At 33.6% G+C, this 17,890-nt stretch carries 14 protein-coding genes; 9 read left to right on the top strand and 5 right to left on the bottom strand.

The genetic code is table 11. The features are described from left to right. Positions 1 to 1,375: 1,375 nt before the first annotated feature. Positions 1,376 to 2,305 carry a Gfo/Idh/MocA family protein gene (locus JUJ52_RS15090; protein ID WP_205389496.1) on the bottom strand — a complete coding sequence of 310 codons (930 nt, stop codon included), beginning with the start codon at positions 2,303 to 2,305 and terminating at the stop codon, positions 1,376 to 1,378. A gap of 170 nt (positions 2,306 to 2,475) precedes the next feature. Between JUJ52_RS15090 and JUJ52_RS15085 the strand changes: the two genes are divergently transcribed. Genes JUJ52_RS15085 through JUJ52_RS15075 form a run of 3 tightly spaced genes read left to right on the top strand, consistent with a single transcriptional unit; the run spans position 2,476 to position 5,092 of the window. Next, positions 2,476 to 3,360, top strand: a complete 885-nt coding sequence (locus JUJ52_RS15085) for a glycosyltransferase (protein WP_226983607.1) — start codon at positions 2,476 to 2,478, stop codon at positions 3,358 to 3,360. 14 nt (positions 3,361 to 3,374) lie between these two features. Beyond that, entirely contained in the window at positions 3,375 to 4,064 is a 690-nt protein-coding gene (locus JUJ52_RS15080; protein WP_226983608.1) for an acyltransferase, read from the top strand. A 41-nt stretch (positions 4,065 to 4,105) separates the two neighbouring features. Next, positions 4,106 to 5,092 (top strand): D-glucuronyl C5-epimerase family protein, encoded by a 987-nt coding sequence (locus tag JUJ52_RS15075; protein WP_205389498.1) that lies wholly within the window; start codon positions 4,106 to 4,108, stop codon positions 5,090 to 5,092. Positions 5,093 to 5,516: 424 nt separating this feature from the next. Here JUJ52_RS15075 and wecB read toward each other — a convergent pair whose 3' ends face one another. Continuing rightward, positions 5,517 to 6,590, bottom strand: coding sequence for a non-hydrolyzing UDP-N-acetylglucosamine 2-epimerase (wecB, locus tag JUJ52_RS15070; protein ID WP_205389499.1), 1,074 nt, complete (start codon positions 6,588 to 6,590; stop codon positions 5,517 to 5,519). Between the two features lie 151 nt (positions 6,591 to 6,741). On the opposite strand from wecB, the gene JUJ52_RS15065 reads away from it, so the two are divergent. Further along, entirely contained in the window at positions 6,742 to 7,959 is a 1,218-nt protein-coding gene (locus tag JUJ52_RS15065; protein ID WP_226983609.1) for a glycosyltransferase, read from the top strand. Between the two features lie 14 nt (positions 7,960 to 7,973). On the opposite strand, the gene JUJ52_RS15060 is transcribed toward JUJ52_RS15065, so the two are convergent. Together JUJ52_RS15060 and JUJ52_RS15055 are read right to left on the bottom strand one after the other, a co-directional pair. Continuing rightward, a complete protein-coding gene (locus JUJ52_RS15060) occupies positions 7,974 to 8,951 on the bottom strand; it encodes a dTDP-glucose 4,6-dehydratase (protein WP_026682477.1) in 978 nt (325 codons plus the stop codon). A gap of 25 nt (positions 8,952 to 8,976) precedes the next feature. Continuing rightward, a complete protein-coding gene (locus JUJ52_RS15055; RefSeq protein ID WP_026682478.1) occupies positions 8,977 to 9,732 on the bottom strand; it encodes an SDR family NAD(P)-dependent oxidoreductase in 756 nt (251 codons plus the stop codon). Positions 9,733 to 9,880: 148 nt separating this feature from the next. On the opposite strand from JUJ52_RS15055, the gene JUJ52_RS15050 reads away from it, so the two are divergent. The 5 genes from JUJ52_RS15050 to JUJ52_RS15030 all read left to right on the top strand — a co-directional run bounded on the left by JUJ52_RS15050 (position 9,881) and on the right by JUJ52_RS15030 (position 16,046). Continuing rightward, on the top strand, positions 9,881 to 11,074 hold the full coding sequence (locus tag JUJ52_RS15050) for a glycosyltransferase family protein (RefSeq protein WP_205389500.1): 1,194 nt from the start codon (positions 9,881 to 9,883) through the stop codon (positions 11,072 to 11,074). Between the two features lie 32 nt (positions 11,075 to 11,106). Continuing rightward, a complete protein-coding gene (locus tag JUJ52_RS15045; protein WP_205389501.1) occupies positions 11,107 to 12,324 on the top strand; it encodes a glycosyltransferase in 1,218 nt (405 codons plus the stop codon). A gap of 154 nt (positions 12,325 to 12,478) precedes the next feature. Then, on the top strand, positions 12,479 to 13,486 hold the full coding sequence (locus tag JUJ52_RS15040; protein ID WP_205389502.1) for a glycosyltransferase family 4 protein: 1,008 nt from the start codon (positions 12,479 to 12,481) through the stop codon (positions 13,484 to 13,486). A 110-nt stretch (positions 13,487 to 13,596) separates the two neighbouring features. Next, positions 13,597 to 14,919: a nucleotide sugar dehydrogenase gene (locus JUJ52_RS15035; protein ID WP_205389503.1), complete on the top strand. Its 1,323-nt coding sequence runs from the start codon at positions 13,597 to 13,599 to the stop codon at positions 14,917 to 14,919. Further along, positions 14,919 to 16,046, top strand: coding sequence for a DegT/DnrJ/EryC1/StrS family aminotransferase (locus JUJ52_RS15030; RefSeq protein ID WP_034679479.1), 1,128 nt, complete (start codon positions 14,919 to 14,921; stop codon positions 16,044 to 16,046). The genes JUJ52_RS15035 and JUJ52_RS15030 overlap by 1 nt, the downstream gene beginning before the upstream one ends. Positions 16,047 to 16,234: 188 nt before the next feature. Here the strand turns inward: JUJ52_RS15030 and JUJ52_RS15025 are convergent, their stop codons facing one another. Further along, on the bottom strand, positions 16,235 to 17,554 hold the full coding sequence (locus JUJ52_RS15025) for a glycosyltransferase family 2 protein (RefSeq protein WP_051388420.1): 1,320 nt from the start codon (positions 17,552 to 17,554) through the stop codon (positions 16,235 to 16,237). Positions 17,555 to 17,890 lie beyond the last annotated feature (336 nt).

Here is a 17,890-nt window from a genome sequence, read left to right as displayed (position 1 = left end):
GAGACCCAACTACGCCACCAAGATTCAGCTGTGAACAATGTGGAGGAGAAATATATCCGGAGTATTATAAAGGAGTACAAGGACACGAATACAAACTATCGGATGTGCTCTAGCTATGGCAAACAGGAAAGGACCGGGCTGGTTTTTGCCCGGTTTTTCTTAGTTATGCACCGTGCATGGGTGAAAACTTGGCGTTGAAAGTCTGCTACAGGCTTGGCAGTAGGAATTGTTAGCGAATGGAAAGGTGGCTATCGTGAGGTAGTGACTGAAGGAAGCTGGACGTAAACTCCTGAACTGACGAACAGAAACTATATAGAAGGCTGGATTAGGTCAGATAAGCCTGTAACATAAGACAAAGTCCAATACTGCCGAAACCCATACAGTAAATCTAGCAGTTACATGGGAGGAAAGTTTTCATTCTTACCTGAAGAGATTTTATGAGGGTGCTGTGAGAATTATAGGATAACGAGCCGATACAACCAAGATGGTGTATTTCATCTGTTAGAGAGGATTCTTTCAAGAAATAATCTCAATTAAGCTTATCTTCAAGTAGTCAGAAATAAAGGTACAACAGGGGGTGGTATGACGTGTGACCACATGTATAGTTAAAAGTTATAGTATTGAGCGTTAGGGAAAACACAGAAAGAGAGTCTGTCAGGTGAATATTAAGGAAACGAAACCATTGAACTACTGAGTATAGAAAGTGTATAGATGTCATCAAACTGAGGGGAAGTCGTTTACTCAGGATCAGTTCGGACGAAATCTTTTTACTGTCCGTTCGGTAGAGGGACAGATCCTTATAATATCATGGTGAAGAAAGAGTAGTTTAAGTATCTACAGGAGGGTAATAATACAGATTGTCCATGATGTTCCTGTAGCAAACCAGTTAAAAGGAAATCACTATCTTCATTACAATAAGGTCTAAGAAAAATTCATAGTAAAGTAGACCAACTGAATTCGGCTCAAATAGGTTAATGACGTTTTTGGTGTTTTTTTATTAGAGGGGACTTGGTACTGAAAAATCAGCATATAATTTCTGAAACAGGCGGAGTAGATTGCCTGTTTCAGAGAATATTTAGATATACAAAAATTCTTAGAGTTTAGGGGAAAAAAGAACGTATTACATGATTTTAAATTGAATGACTAATAAAGAAGAAACAATTGTTTTAAATTGACCAATAATAACCACACTTAAATAATCCAATTGTGGTTTTGGTTTTAACTCTTGTAATAGCATGGTTTTGATTTAATAATCATCGGTACCCAAGTTTGAAAATAAATATTTATATGAATGATATGATTAACCAGTGAATATAAATAAAATTAGATATTAATTATTCATACTTTCTAAGACTGGTTGGTATTTGAATTTTCTCTATAAATATTTGTTCTCGTTTTTTATTTTGCTAATTTCCTTACTAATTTGATTGGTGATTAATAATGCTTTTATTCCTTCATTTCCTGATACAGAAGGTTCTCTTTTGACCTTAATACAGTTTATGAAATCAGTTAGCTGTACTTGTAATGGATGGATGGAATCATCCACCTTAATAGTTTTGGTTAGAATAGAGCTTCGTATGTTGATTTCTTTTTTTAATAAATTGACTTCAATAAAATCATCTTCAGTGAGGATTTGAATGGTTCTAACTTTACTTTTTGATTTAAAACTAGCAGTCAGCTGTACGATAACCTCTTGCCTAGATGTGGCAATGACAACAGCATGTTTAATTGTACCGTCAATTATCTTTCCTAACGCCTGAACATCCATGAGTTTATCTTCTTTAAGAATTTCTTGCAAAATATAAAGGTCGTGAATCATTAAATCCTCTACAACATCGATATTTTTGATTCTTTCATGGTAGGGACTCATTCGTTGAAATTCAATTCCAATTATTTTTTTATTTTCCAATACCTTTAGAAGTTCCTGAATTAATGGATTAAAAAGCTCAATGTGTCCTACTTGAAGTATGACTCCTGCTTTTGAAGATTTATAAAGTAAATCTTCTGCCTGTTCTACTGTACTGGTCATAGGTTTTTCTAATAACATGTGTACTTTATTATCAATACACTTTAAACCAATATCATAATGAAACTTAGTTGGGACAGCTATACTAACAGCGTCAACTTCTTTTAAGAGATTATCCAATGATGGGAAAGGCTTAATATTGTATTTTTTAGCAATTTCATTTCTTTTCGTTTCATCTATATCATATATACCTATTAGTTGGCAGTGATGATACATAGACGAATACGTTCGTATATGATTCTCTCCCATATTACCAGTTCCAATTACACCAACTCTCATATAATTCTCCTCACTTTGAATACGAGTTATTTACATATTATGCATTAGCTAGAAAGCGAGGTAGACTGTCATAACGACAAACTTCAAAATTGGCAGTTAACCAGTTAGTAATTTTGTGAAGGAGTGTTATCCTGATTAATTTACTATTCATTGCAAAAGACACTTCAAAAATGATTAACAGAAATTATTTTTATTTAGAACAAGAGCTTAAAAATGTTGTACATTTAACAATATGGAGAAAGCCTGGACACATTGACTATATTTTAAGGCAGCTAGAAACTAGACCAGATTTTATCTTACTTTTAAATGATATTGATCGACACATGTCACCAAAGATAAAAGGCCTTGCTCATATTGATATACCAACTGGGTTATTTGTAAATGATGTTCATCGCTTTATAAGCCTTAGACGAAATTTTATTAATAAAAATAATATAGACTACTTGTTTTCTGTCATTAGAGATAAATTTTTAACATTATATCCTGAATTTCAAGATAAAATGGAATGGTTTCCGCATTTCGTCAATATAGATGTATGTAAAGACTATAAGTTAAAAAAAGATTTCAATTTATTATTGATGGGAGCGGTAAGTGATACGTATCCCTTAAGGCAAAAAATTATAAAGACGTATGAGGGGAATGCTGATTTCATTTATTACAGGCATCCAGGTTATCAAAGTTTCAGAGGGAAAGAACAAGAAAAGATGATTGAGCAGAATTATGCAAAAGAATTGAACAGATCAAAGCTATTTTTTACTTGTCCATCTAGACATAATTATCCAGTTCTAAAATATTTTGAAGCACTTGCTTGTAAAACATTGCTATTAGCCCCTACCTTTAAAGAATTAGAAGATATAGGCTTTATTCCAGGAGTACATTTTGTCGCAATCGATGAAAATGATTTTGAAGAAAAGGCAGCATATTTTTTAGCTCATGAAACGGAACGGAAACAAATTATTGAACAAGGATACCGGTTTATTCATCAACACCATACTGTTCAACACCGAGCACAACAATTAGTTAAGAAAATAGAAAAGATACTTCAATCACAATAATGGGAGGTTTTTGTTTGTCTTCTATACCTGAAAGCACTCAGATTGGTCATCATGTTACAATTGAGGATCACGTCACAGTTGGAGAGAATGTTGTAATTGGCCATAACTCTGTGATCTTAGAGGGAACAAAAATTGATAACAATGTAATGATTGGCTGTAATTGTGTTCTTGGTATCAAGCCAGCTATTAACCAAAGAATGCGGAAAACGTCGAATACTACCGAGTTAGTAATTAAAGCTGGTACACGGATTGGTCATCTAGTATCCATCTACGCTGGTACTCAAGTTGGCGAAGAGGTATTCATTGGTGATCATGCAAGTATCAGAGAAAATACGATAGTCGGTGATAAAACGGTTATCGGTAGAGCAGCGATAGTTGAACTAAATACACAAATTGGAGACTCTTGTACCATTCAAACAATGGCATATATTACAGGGGATACTATAATAGAAAATAATGTATTTGTTGGTCCCTGTGTATCAATGTCTAATGATAAGTATATGGGAGCGCGAAGTTATAGCCTAAAGGGACCTTTTATTAAAAATGGTGCCAAAATTGGAAACAATGCATCATTACTACCGGGGGTCAATATTGGAAACAACACGATAGTCGGTGCAGGTTCTGTTGTTACAAAGCATTTAGAAAATGGTGTAATAGCTGTAGGCATACCCGCAAAAAAAATAGATTTATCAGAAGAGAGTTGATATAGATAAATACAAAGCAGATAGAAGATATTATGGTTTTGATGCATAATCAATTCGAAGCAGTTGGGAAGAGAATTGGTAATGAATTTCTAATTCCAATAACTTTACTAGAAAAAGGTTATGGTGTTGAAAAAGAGTGGCTAGAAACAGATAATTTGCTGAAAATTTTCATTACGAAGGCTCGTTATTTAGAAATAGATCAATATGATTATCAAGGTAATTACTTACATTATGACAGAAATCGTGTAGAGAATTGGAATGTTGAATTTATTAATGGTATTCCCAAAACAGTTTACACGTATGGAAAATATTTTAATCCTTCTACAATTGCTCAATATGGGCTGCAACATTATAGCATTTATTTAAAAGAGAAGAAATATGCAAGTAAGCAAAAATTTTTAAAAGTAGCTGATTGGTTTATGCATCATCAAGACGAACAAGGAGGGTGGTCGTATCAATTTGATCTTCACTATTGCCCTGTTAGGTTAAATAAAATCAAGTCTCCATGGTATTCTGCTATTGGATTAGGTATGGTCATGTCTGTTTTATCTAGGGCTACTGCGTTTACCAGAGATAAAAAGTATGAGCAAAGTGCATTAAAAGCCACTAAAATGTTTAAAATCCCTTCAAATAACAATGGGGTGCTAGCTAAGTTTGAAGACAAGTACATGTTCTATGAAGAATGTCCAACAGATCCACCTAGTTTTATTTTGAATGGCTTCATGTTTGCATTAATTGGGTTATATGATCTTTATAAACAAAGTGGTGATGTGGAAACAAAAAAATTATATCAAGAAGGAATTGTTTCGCTAAAAAGAATGTTACCTTTATATGATTTGGGATCACGCACTGCTTATGATTTAACGCATTATACAACGGATGGAGGTTATCCAAATGTAGCAAAGTGGGGGTATCATATTACCCATATCCATTTATTAGCTGCATTAAACTCGATAGAGAAGGACGCAAAAATGAACGAAGCATTACAAAGATGGAAAGGCTATTTAGACGGAAAAGTTACTGTATAATTCAAATAAAAGTATACAAATGAATTGTTCTCTAAATAGGAAAGAATGTTATAGAAGCTCGATTCTATGTGAAGGTAGGCTTGTACATCGCAGTGCTCCCCCTATTATGAGATGCGTAAGACAATAGGGGCAGTGCGTCTGTGTTTCCCCCTAAGTTGGGGATATCAAGGGGCTCTGGAAAGAAAGATCATCGTTAATCCCGCATATAACTGGCAGTAAAATCCCCACTTCAAGCAATAGTGAAACCGATATGGATAAGTGTGGGATCAACTGCCAGTAAATGTCCGATTGGTTCCAGTGCCTTTAGGTCATACCCTTGTGGTACTAGCAATCAGTGGGGTAAACAAAAACTCCCAACTGATTGAAGTTTCACTTTTATTGTATCTGTATATTTAGTCTCATTTTCTCAGGTTTCTATTTTAAATTAAAAGTCATTCATTAAAATATGGTGAATAGCGTAGGCTGCTTTTCCGTCACCAAACCGTGGAGGAGAATGATTAGGAGTCTTTAGATTCCTGACATTATTTACTATTTGTTTCGTATTATATCCTGCTAGCTGATTCCAGCCGGTCTGTACAGTTTCAATCCACTCTGTTTCCTGCCTTAATGTAATACACGGAATTTGTAGCATATAGGCTTCTTTTTGTAAACCACCAGAATCAGTTAGAACTGCTGTTGCTTGAGCAGTTAATGCTAACATATCAAAATAATGTAATGGTTCTACTGTTTTGATATGAGGTAAATCAATTAATTCATTTAACTTATATTGTTTAATTTTACTTTTAGTTCTAGGGTGTAATGGAAGGACTACTGTTTTAGCTAATTGTTGAAATGCAGTTAGTATTTGTTTTAAATGTTCGGGTTGATCGGTATTCTCTGCTCGATGAACAGTGGCAAGATAATAATTATTATTTGTAAGTGATAAATCTTCTAAAATGGTAGATTGTTGGATAGCATGATCTTTAAAGTAAAGAATAGAATCATACATAATATCTCCCGTTAAATAAACACCTCTGTTGATGCCTTCGTGTTTTAAATTATTAATAGCAGTTTGCGTTGGACAAAATAGCAATGTTGATAAATGGTCAGTAATCACTCTATTAATTTCTTCAGGCATTTTTTTATTAAAACTACGTAAACCAGCCTCAACATGAGCTAAGGGAATATGGAGTTTTGCTGCAGCGATGCTTCCTGCAAGGGTTGAATTCGTATCTCCATATACAAGTACAATATCAGGCTTAACAGACATCATAATCTTTTCTAATTCTAATAGCATTTTAGAAGTTTGTTCACCATGAGAGCCAGAACCTATACCTAAATAATAATCTGGTTTAGCAAGCTTTAATTGGTCAAAAAAGATGGTAGACATATTATCATCATAATGTTGACCTGTGTGTACCATGATTTCTTTTATTTTGGATTGGGAATTGATCGCTTTAGATAACATGGATGCTTTGATAAACTGTGGCCTTGCGCCTACTATAGTTAAAATGTGCATTTCTTTCTCCTTTCTATATAAGGCTTACAGTATAAAATTATGATTTTTTATATCCTTATCGCTAGTCTGCACATGACTTGAAAAGTAAAAAAATAGAATAATAGAGTTAGATATCTAAAACAATTTTAATACAGGAAAGGGGCATGAAAAATTGTCTGAAAAGGTATGCATGTTAGTTGCAGAACACCCATTTTTAGATTCTAGAATATTTAAACGAGAAGCCAAAAGTTTAAAAAATTTAGGTTATGATGTGACATTAATTGTTCCTAGAAAGGATGGATATTTGTTTGACATAGATGGTACTCCTATAAAAGATAAATTTACTTCTTCATCATTTATGCATGAAGGAATTAAGATAGTCACTTATTCATTTGAAGAAAGTAGAGCACCATTAAGCAAAGTCGTAGCTCCCGTATCTAAGTGGGAACAAGGGTTCAGTAACCCATTAACAGAACTTGGTATACAACAAAATGCAGACGTTTATCATGCTCATGAGTATTTATCGCTTTTTGCTGGGATTGGTGTAAAAAGGTTATTAAAGCAAAGGAATAAAGAAGTAAAGTTAATTTATGATAGTCATGAATTAACACCAGACCCTTTCGATCCTAAAAACCATGAGAGTCATCGCAATAACTTGAAAGAGAAGCTTTTAATTATGCTGAAAGAAGTTGATCAAATCATTACCATTTCACATTCGATAAAGTCTTGGTTTCTTTCCCAAGATCCCACATTTTCTGTAGAGGTCATATATAACTCGCATCCATTGGTTAAAGAATTTCAACCAAAGGACTTTACCGGAAATGGTCTAATTGCCTGTTACGAAGGTAACATTGATTATAAAAGGGGAAGTAAGGATAAAATAATACAAATTACAGAAAAATGTGCTGATTCCATCGGATTTCAATTTAAAATTATAGGTGGAACGAGGTTTGGTGATACATTTAAACTTCCCAATCATTTAAAGGATAAAATTAAATTAACTGGGTGGGTAGATTATTATTCTATTACACAACATATGAAAGATGTAGAAGTAGGTTGGATTGATTATGAAGATTTACATGAATCACTTAATCGTTCCTATGCGATGCCGAATAAATTCTTTAGTTATTTAAATAATGGTGTTCCTATTGTAGTAAACCGCTCCCACGAGATGGAATCTTTTTTACGAACCCATCGATGTGGTTTAGTAATTAATAAAAGAGATGCTACTGCTACAGATTATGCTGAAGCTATGCTATATTTAGCCAATAATAAGAAGGTATTGAAACAAATGAGTCTAAACGCTAGAAAAGTAATGGAAGAAACGTATTGCTGGGAGAAAATGGAGAACCGATTAGATAATGTATATCATGAGTTACTCAATAACTAGCGTAAAGCTCTTTTTTAGTTCGTTTCAGTGACCTGCTGTTTTACCCAATTTATCGTTAATGCAATACCATCCTTAAAGTCAGTTTTACTATAGGAGCCAATCAAGCTCTGCAATTTTTTCATTGATCCCCTATGGCTGGTAACATCAGCTTTTCGATTTGGTTTTCTAAGGATCTCTCCTTGATAATTCATTTCATCAATGATCGTCTCCATTATATATTCAATCGATAACTGTTGGTCTGTTGTAATATTTACAGAATCTCCTGGAGGAATTACGGAATATAGTGTTGTCACGATATCGACAGTATCTTTCACATATATATAATCTCTTGTTTGTTGACCACTGCCATGAATTTCAGGAATTTCATTAGAAAGTATTTTTCTAATCGTTGTAGGAATAACCCCAGCTAGAGGTCCTGTGAAATTTTGTCTAGGCCCGTAATTATTAAATGGCCGAACAATAAATGCGTCTAGATCAAACATGGTTACATAAGACTGTAACATCAAATCAGCAGCAGCTTTTCCGGCGGCATAAGTTGTTGTAGGAGCTAAAGGATGATTTTCATCCATCGGTTGATACTGAGATGATCCAAATGCCTCTGATGATGAAAAATGACACAGTGTTTTAAATTTCTTTTTTCGTTGTAATTCTAATAAATTTTTTAAAACTATAACATTTGTTAAAAAGGCATTGGCTGGATTCATAAACGAATAATTCAATGCTTTGGTTGCACAGTTAAAAACAATGTCAATGTCGTGTTCTTCCATAATATAGTTTAGGGTTTCTTGGTTTTCGGCATTATCGATATAAAGCGTTGTATTATTCTTTTCCAGAGCAGAGGTTAAATTTTCTTTGTTTCCGGTAAAAAGATTATCCAAAATAATAATTTCTTTAGCTTTTTCTTCTATTAATTTATCTATTAAGTGACTTCCAATAAAGCCCGCTCCACCAATGACTAAAATAGTACTGTTTTTAAGTGACTGCCTTTTCATGTTGCCCTTCCCTTCCATGTTTCATTTAATAATTCAATCGTGACTGTCCACCGTCTACACTAATTGTAGATCCAACGATCCACGAAGCTTTATTTGATGCAAGAAAAACAGCAGTATTTCCTATCTCCTCTGGTTTACCAAGTCTTCCTGCTGGTATGTTAGCTTGTGCATAATTGTCTAAGAAGTGTGGGTCGTTTTTAATTCGTCGTTTCCATTCCTTGTTGGGGTGGAAAATAGCACCTGGAGCAATACCATTAACACGAATATTATGTTTTATTACTTCAGAGCTAAACGATTTTGTGAAACTATTTAAAGCGGATTTTGAAGCGTTATAAGCTGGAACTCCCCCTGATTCCTTTCCGTAAATAGAAGAGATGTTTATAATTACTCCGGACCCTTCAGCAATCATGTGCTGACTTGCTAATTGACTTAAATGAACAGCAGCGATAAAGTTGAGATTCATCGCTTCATTAAAGAGATTGGGGGGTGTTTCTAAAATACTTTTTCCATAGCTAGCCCCTGCATTATTAACAAGAACATCTATTGTATTAAAATCGTTTATAAAATCAGATATTAATTGTTCTCTTTGCTGATTATTTGCGATATCTTTTGTATAAATCTTGACACCAAGTTCCTTTTTTACTGCTTCTAGTTCTAACTTATTTCTAGCTACAATACCCACCTTGGCCCCTTCCTTTAGGAAGGCTTCTGCTATTGCTTTACCAATTCCTTTTGTTCCACCAGTAACAAGTACTTTCTTACCTTGTAATTGTAAATCCATAAGTTATCCTCCAATATTTCATGTAGCGGTGAAAAATACATCACATATTTCAATTATATGTATGAATATTTTATTTAGAGTGTTAATACTTTATTAAGTAGAAAGAAGGACTATATTCAATTCAGACAGTAAAGATAGGGGGATTTTTTTGAATCAAAAGGTATGTATGTTGCTATGTTACCTTCCTTTTCTAGATTCACGTATATTTGAATGTGAGGCCAAAAGCCTTTTAAATCATGGTTTTGATGTTACGATTATTGCACCACGAAAAGGCGGTCTGCTATTTCATGTCGATGGAAAACCATTTTCCAAGCAATTTCGTGATAAGGTTTTTTATTATCAAGGCATTAAAGTTGTTACCTATGATAGTGAAAAAAGATCCGTTAATTATTTATCTGATCCTCTTTATCAATTAGGATTGAAAGAGAATGCAGATTTCTATCATGCCCATGAGTTGAATTCATTTACATATGGTAAAGAAATTAAGTGTGCTTTAAGACAGCAGAACAATAAAAAGGTTAAATTAATATATGACAGCAGACAAATAATTCCAGACCCATTCTCTTTAAAAATCAATGCTGAAACAAAGCAAAGATGGATGAGGACACTCCAAGATAATTTAAAAGAGGTTGATTACATTGTTACAGTATCTGAATCGATTAAATCCTGGTACTTATCTATAGATCCATTGCTATCCATAGAGGTCGTGTATAATGCGCCATCATTAACACCAAATATCAAGAAAAAAAATGGGTCTAATCATTCACTTGTGGTAGCACATGAAGGAAATATATCAAAAGAAACCTTTGAGAAAATAAAAGCAATAACGGATTTTTACAATGAAGATAATGATATTCACTTTAAGATCATTGGTGGCCCAAGATACGGGGAAACACTTTCCATACCAAAACATTTACAATCAAGGATAGAGCTATTTGGTTGGATTAATTATCATGATCTACTGAAAGCCATGGAGGATGTAGATATTGGGTTAATAGATCTTGATCCATCACATTCACTTAATAATGCCTTTACCATGCCTGCTAAATTATTTAGTTATTTAAACAATGGCATCCCTGTTATAGGAAATAAATGTAGTGATCTAGAGAAATTTATTAGAACGTATTACTGTGGAATGGTGATTAATAAACGAAATCCTAGCTATTTGGATTATATAGATGCGATAAAATATTTGCACCAATACCCGAATGAATGGCAGATAATGAGTAAGAATGCAAGAAACGTTATGCAAGAAACCTATAGCTGGAGCCATATGGAAAAACGTTTATTGGCGGTTTATCAATCCTTAGTTGGAAACCGACAACCGTATTTTCTGTTATAGAATGAATTGAGGCTATTATTGGGAGGGTAATAATGCATACAGATGTTTGTTTTTTATTAACGGAGCATCCTTTTCTGGATGCTCGTATTTTTAAAAAGGAAGCGAAGAGCCTGTTAAAACAAGGGTATCGTGTAACGATGATTGTGCCCAGAATAGAGGGGTATTTATTTGATATTGACGGTAGTACATTTACTGAACGTTTTCTAGAAAAAACGTTTTATTATGAAGGCATAAAGATAGTTACATATGAGCAAATGTTCCCGGAAAAAAATATAAAAACATTGCATTATAACCTCCAGTCGAAAAAGAATAATCAGTTTTCAGATCCGTTAACACAACTAGGGATTGAGCAGGATGCTGATATTTATCATGCACATGAATTTTTTTCTTTATATTCTGGTATTTTGATCAAACGTGCATTCATGTCTCAAGGAAAACGATGCAAACTTGTTTATGATAGTCATGAATTAGAACCTGACCCCCTTTTAAAACAGCCTATCCAAACGTTGAAAATAAAAATTCAGATGCTGAAAATAATGCTAAAAGAGTTAGATTATTTGGTAACTGTATCTGAATCAATTAAAGAGTGGTATTTATCCTTTAATCTCAATCTCCCTATAGAAATAATTTATAATTCTCCACCGTTAGCTAGGGATTATGTACCGAAGAAAACGAACAATTCCGAATTAACGCTTGTGTATGAAGGCACAGTAAATAAAAAGAGAGGGAGCTTTGATAAATTTGTTCATATATTGGAATTAGTTAATAAGCAAATGCCTGTAAAAGCCAAAATAATTGGGGGATGGAAGGCAGATAAATACGATAATAATCATTACAACCTAACGAATATTAATGATCATATTGAATTTGTTGGTTGGCAGCATTATGATTCCATACCAAAAGCTATGAAAGATGCAGATATAGGGTGGATTGATTTAGACGTCAGCCATTCTTTAAATAACAGATTTGCTATGCCAAATAAGTTCTTTAGTTATTTAAACAATGGTGTTCCTGTTTTAGTAAATCAATGCAAAGATATGGCTGAATTTATTCAAACGTATCGATGTGGTTACGTTGTCCCCAAACTAAAGGCTGATGCACAAGATTACGTAGAAGCTTTACTTTATTTAGAAAATCATAAGCTTGATGAGATGAGTTATCATGCACGAGAGATAATGGAGTCTATGTTCAGTTGGGAGCATATGGAAAATAGACTATTTAAAGTGTATAAAAAATTAATGGATGGATAATTGGTAGAATAGTGCTAATTAGCCATCGGAAAGTGTCCGTTTGTAGTGTAAAGCGACGGGTTTAACGCACGTAAAATATTTAAGAAATAAGAATGAATAGGAAACAATGGGCGAAAACATAACGCCTAAATATTAATATACGAGGAGAATTCTAATGAAAGTCTTACATTTACCTTATGGTGCCCCTATGATTGAATTATGTCGGGCATTACGAGCAAAAGGAGTCGAGGCGACAGCATGCCATTTTAACGACAATATATACAAGTTTCAACCAGATATGTGCCTACATTTAAATTTATTACCACCTACGGAAAGGGAAAAAAGAATCAACGAATTTTTAGAAGAAGCGATGCAAACCTATGACATCTTTCACTTTCATTTTGGTGAAACTTTTTTTTCTGATAAAAGGGATCTAGCCATGTTAAAGCAAGCAGGTAAGAAAATGATCGTACATCATCATGGTTCTGATATTCGCGTATTGTCCGTTGCAAAGCGTTTAAACCCATATGTTCGTGTGAAACCTGAATGGACGGAAGAAAAAATATATAGCAATGTATTTACTCTTTCAGGCTATATTGATCATGCCGTTGTCCAAGACCCTGAATTGGAAGGGTATATTTCACACATGTATAAACATACACATATTATTCCACATACTATTAATGTCCGTAATTTTAAGCCAAAGTACCCTGACCCACGAAAAACATCTCCACTTGTTGTTCATGCTCCTACCTCGCGCGATCTTAAGGGGACAGAATTTATTTTACAAGCTGTTCATGATTTAAAGGAATCAGGAATACCTTTTCAGTTTAAATTGCTTGAAGGGATTACATATGAAGAGACAAGGAATCTGCTGTCCCAAGCTGATATTGTTATTGATCAGTTACGAATTGGGGCTAGCGGGTATATTAGTTCTGAGGCAATGGCCTTCGGAAAGCCTGTTATTTGCTATTTAAGGGAAGACCTAGTGACTAAATACCCCGGTAATACCCCAATCATAAATGCGAATCCTTCTACGATTACAAGCGTACTAAAAGAACTAATCCAAAGACCAAAGAGCTGGAATAAGCTTGGAAAAAGGGGAAGAAAATATATTGAGACATATCATGATTCTCCAATAGTCGCACAACGTTATCTTGATATTTATAACGAACTAAAGTAGTAGTTTTAGAGGCGGTAGTTGATTTTATCCTTATAAGTGCTAATGTACAGTCATTCTACAAGTGGATTCGTATGTTATAGTATCTTTCTTTGTAGAAATGAGGGTGAATAATGATAACAAATCAACAAGAAGCATTAGCGAATGTGGCAGTAATTGGACTTGGGAAAATTGGATTAACGCTGGCTGCAGTATTTGCGAATAATAATTATAATGTCTATGGATCGGATATAAATAAGGATGTTGTCGCTACAATTAATCAAGGTAAATCTCATATTGTTAATGAACCTGGCTTAGATAAGTTGGTTTTGACAGCTCATAAAAGCAAGAACTTATCTGCAACCACTGTGACAGCAGAAGCTGTTACGAAATCGGATATAGTTGTTGTAATTGTCCCTGTACTAATCGATAATCAGTACAATGTAGATTATCAATTGATAGATGCTGCCGTTAAAGATATAGCTAGTGGGATTAAAAAAGGTACACTAGTTATTTTTGAAACGACTATTCCTCCTGGTGATACACAACATCGGTTTGGTAAAAAGATAGAAGAGCTATCTGGTTTACGCTTAGGAGAAGATTTCTACCTCGCTTATAGTCCAGAGAGAGTTTATTCCAATCGAATAATAGAAGATTTAAAAAAATATCCAAAGGTTGTTGGTGGAGTTAATGAAAAGAGTTTGGAATTAGCTGTAAAATTTTATAAAAATGCTTTACATTGTGAATTGATTGAAGTGAGCTCAATAGAAACAGCTGAGTTTTCTAAAATTGCAGAATGTGTATATCGTGATGTGAATATTGCACTTGCAAATGAGCTAGCTCAGTTTGCAGAAACAAAAGGCGTAAATATGTCAGAAGTAATAGTAGCAAGTAATAGTCAGCCATATTCACATTTACACACACCTGGAATTGGTGTTGGAGGACATTGTATTCCAATATATCCATATTTTTTTATTAATAAAGGTTTGAAACAAGGAATGACACGGTTGGCAAGGACAATTAATGATCGTATGGCTAATTATGCTATTGCTAAGATTGAAAAGGAACTTGGAAGCTTAACAGACAAAAATATTCTCATTCTAGGATTATCGTATAGAGAAAATGTAAAGGAACCAACTAAGTCTACAACATTACTTTTAATGGACCAACTAACGAATATGCGATCAAATGTATTTGTAAATGATCCTTTATTTACGAATGAAGAAATTAAATCATATGGAGCTTCGCCTTTATCTTTACAGGATAAATTTGTTTCTGAAATTGATGTTGTAATCCTTCAGGCTTTTCATGATGCTTATACTGATTTAAGTTTTGAAGAGTTCAAAAATTGTATGCTAGTTTTAGATGGCCGAAATAAACTAAATAAAAATGAGATCAGTAGTCTGGGGATTACTTATAGGAGTATAGGTAATGAAAAGCCAAAGGAGGAGTTATGATGTTTAACAATAACAAATTAACCCCTATTCCAATGGTAGATTTAAAAGAAGAATTATATCTAATAAGAAGTCCAATTATCGAGACGTTAGGTGATGTCTTAGATAGCGGTGAGTATATACTAGGAGAAAAAGGAGAGAAATTAGAAAAGGCAATAGCGAAATATGTAGGAGCATCGTATGGTGCCGGAGTAGCAAATGGCACTGATGCGTTAGAATTGTCCCTTAAAGCTTTAAATGTTGGGGACGGAGATGAAGTAATTACTACTCCGTTTACTTTCTTTGCTACTGGTGAAGCCATCGCACAAGTCGGTGCTACTCCTGTTTTTGTAGATATTGAAGAAGAAACATATAATATAGATCCTGCAAAAATTGAAGAACAAATTACGGAAAAAACAAAAGCCATTCTTGTAGTACATTTATATGGTCAAATTGCTAGAATGAAAGAAATCATAGATATAGCTAAAAAATATAACTTGAAGGTGATTGAAGATGCTTGTCAGGCAATTGGAGCAGAAGATGATAGAAAAAGAGTAGGATCGATTGGAGATATTGCTTGCTTCTCTTTTTTTCCTTCAAAAAATCTCGGGGCATTTGGTGACGCAGGAATGATAACTACGAATCAAAAAAAGGTTTATGAACAAATTTGTAAACTCAGAAATCATGGTAGTAAGGAAAAATATTATCATTCATCAATTGGTATGAACAGTAGGCTTGATGAATTTCAAGCTGCTATTTTATTAATTAAATTATCTTATTTAGATATTTTCCTGCATCAGCGAAGGGAGGTTGCAAGGCGGTATACAGATAACTTTAAGGAATTTGTGAAAAGCCCAGTAATACCAAATAACAAAGCGCATACTTTCCATCAGTATTGTATTGAATTAGATAAAAGAGACGAACTTGCACTAGAATTAAGAAATTATGGAATTGCCTCTGCTATTTATTATCCAATTCCTTTACATTTGCAGCAGGCTTTTCATTATCTCGAATATAAAGAAGGGGATTTCCCGATAGCAGAAAAAGTAGCTAATAGAATACTTGCGTTGCCTATATATCCAATGCTATCTATTCAAAAACAAGAGTATGTGATTGAAAAGGTTTTAAACTTTTTAAATAGCGGTCTATAAGCCATAGATAAACTAATTACGCCCATAATTGTAGAGGAGTAATGAACTAGTCTTATGGGCGTTTTTATGCTTTGCTTTCTTAGGACTATTAATAAGCTCTAATGATTTTTTTGATTACTTAATCATTTATAATTTACAATAACAAGTAGTGAAGAAGCTATAGTCGGCTATATATAAGTAATACTTATTCAATCCTTTTCATTTATTTTAGGACTTTTATTATTTATCCTAGGAATTATGTTGTTAATAAACTCATTCCATTTGCTACCGTTATTTTTGGTAATACTTTCTTTGTGTTCTCTAATATTATAAATCGTAAAATCCTGATAATGTAGCTTAGATTGCTTTACTAATTGCAATAAGATGCTTACATCTTCATACAGCCTTCCACTTTCAAAATCGATTACTGGAAAGCCACCTACTTTTTTTAAAATCGATGTTCGATATATCCTCGGTCCGAGAGGGAATGAATAAGACATCAACTCAGCTTCTCCGTCAACGCTTTTCCCCTTACTTATTCCTTTAAAAAGTATGTCTTCATTTACTTGTTTCCATCTCCTAAAATTACCGTAGAGCACGGATGTTTCCTTCGAGAGCTTTAATAAGTACTTTTTTACAATGGATACTGCATTAGGATCTAGCCAATCATCGGCATCAAGCTCTACTATAAATTCAGATGTAACATAAGGTAGTAGTTTATTTAAGGCTTTAGCCTTGCCTCCATTATTTTTGGTAAATAATCTTACCTGTTCTCTATTATCCCATTGTAATAGTTTATTTAAGGAGTTATCTGTAGAGCCATCATCGATGATTAGTATTTGATCAAATGGTTCTATTTGTAAAGTGCATGAAGCAACGGCGGTTTCTACATATTTTTCCATATTATAATTTGAGATTAATACAGTAAGAGAAGGAGAACTTCGTTTATTTTTTTCTAATTGGTATTTTTCTATCATTAATTGTTTTTCCTTATTTGTAGAGGTGACTGTTTGCCATGCTTGCTTAATCAAACCTTCTTTGTTAACTTGACATGATTTATCTATATTCGCAATCCAAGCAGGCAAAAAGGCTTCTTTAAATGGAGTTTTAACGTTGGAGAACCCACCTATTTTTTTAATATACGCAGTCGATACGAAAAGTGGCAGATAAATAATACTATGATGGTCATGGCAGCACGTTGCTAACACTGTCTTTGGTTGTTTAAGCTGAAGCTTTTCTGAGGAGATATGTGGAGATAGACAATGTGTGTGACTTAGAAATAAAGCATAGGGGGTAATCATCTGATCTATCACATTATTTAGTTCTTTTTCTAAGTCATTCTTAATAGGAACAAAATCAAAATGGATAGACCAATCACTAAACTGACTACTATCTAAAACTACATTTTCTTCTTGAAATACAATAACAGAATTTATTCTCTTATGAAGAGCACGTAAAGAAGCTATCATTTTATAGAATACTTTTTGATTGAAAGGAAAGATGATAATGGCTGATATATCTTTCAACATTATAGACCGCCACCTTTGCATAGTATTAAAAAATCGAATAGTGTAGGTGCCATATACAGAAAATCTATATAGTATATGCTTTTTAAGTCGCTTAAGTGCATGGCTTAATTTAGGATAGAAGTAACAAAATTACTTTTAGCAAAGAGGTAAAACTAAATAAAGACGTTGGCGGATTTAATAGTCATTATTATTTCTGTAAGTCCTAGTAATCAATTAACTTTTAAAGTTATTAAGTTTTAGCGAGTGGCTGATTAATGATCTATTGTATTTGTCATGGGGAAAAGAATATAGAGTATAATGCCATAATCTAGTAAACTAATACTACTACTAAAAGGA

Origin of the sequence: Virgibacillus sp. AGTR (assembly GCF_016919725.2) — a bacterium.
Lineage (GTDB): Bacteria > Bacillota > Bacilli > Bacillales > Amphibacillaceae > Virgibacillus > Virgibacillus salarius.
Note: the sequence above shows the minus strand (reverse complement) of the source record. Positions and strands in the feature narration are given on the sequence as shown.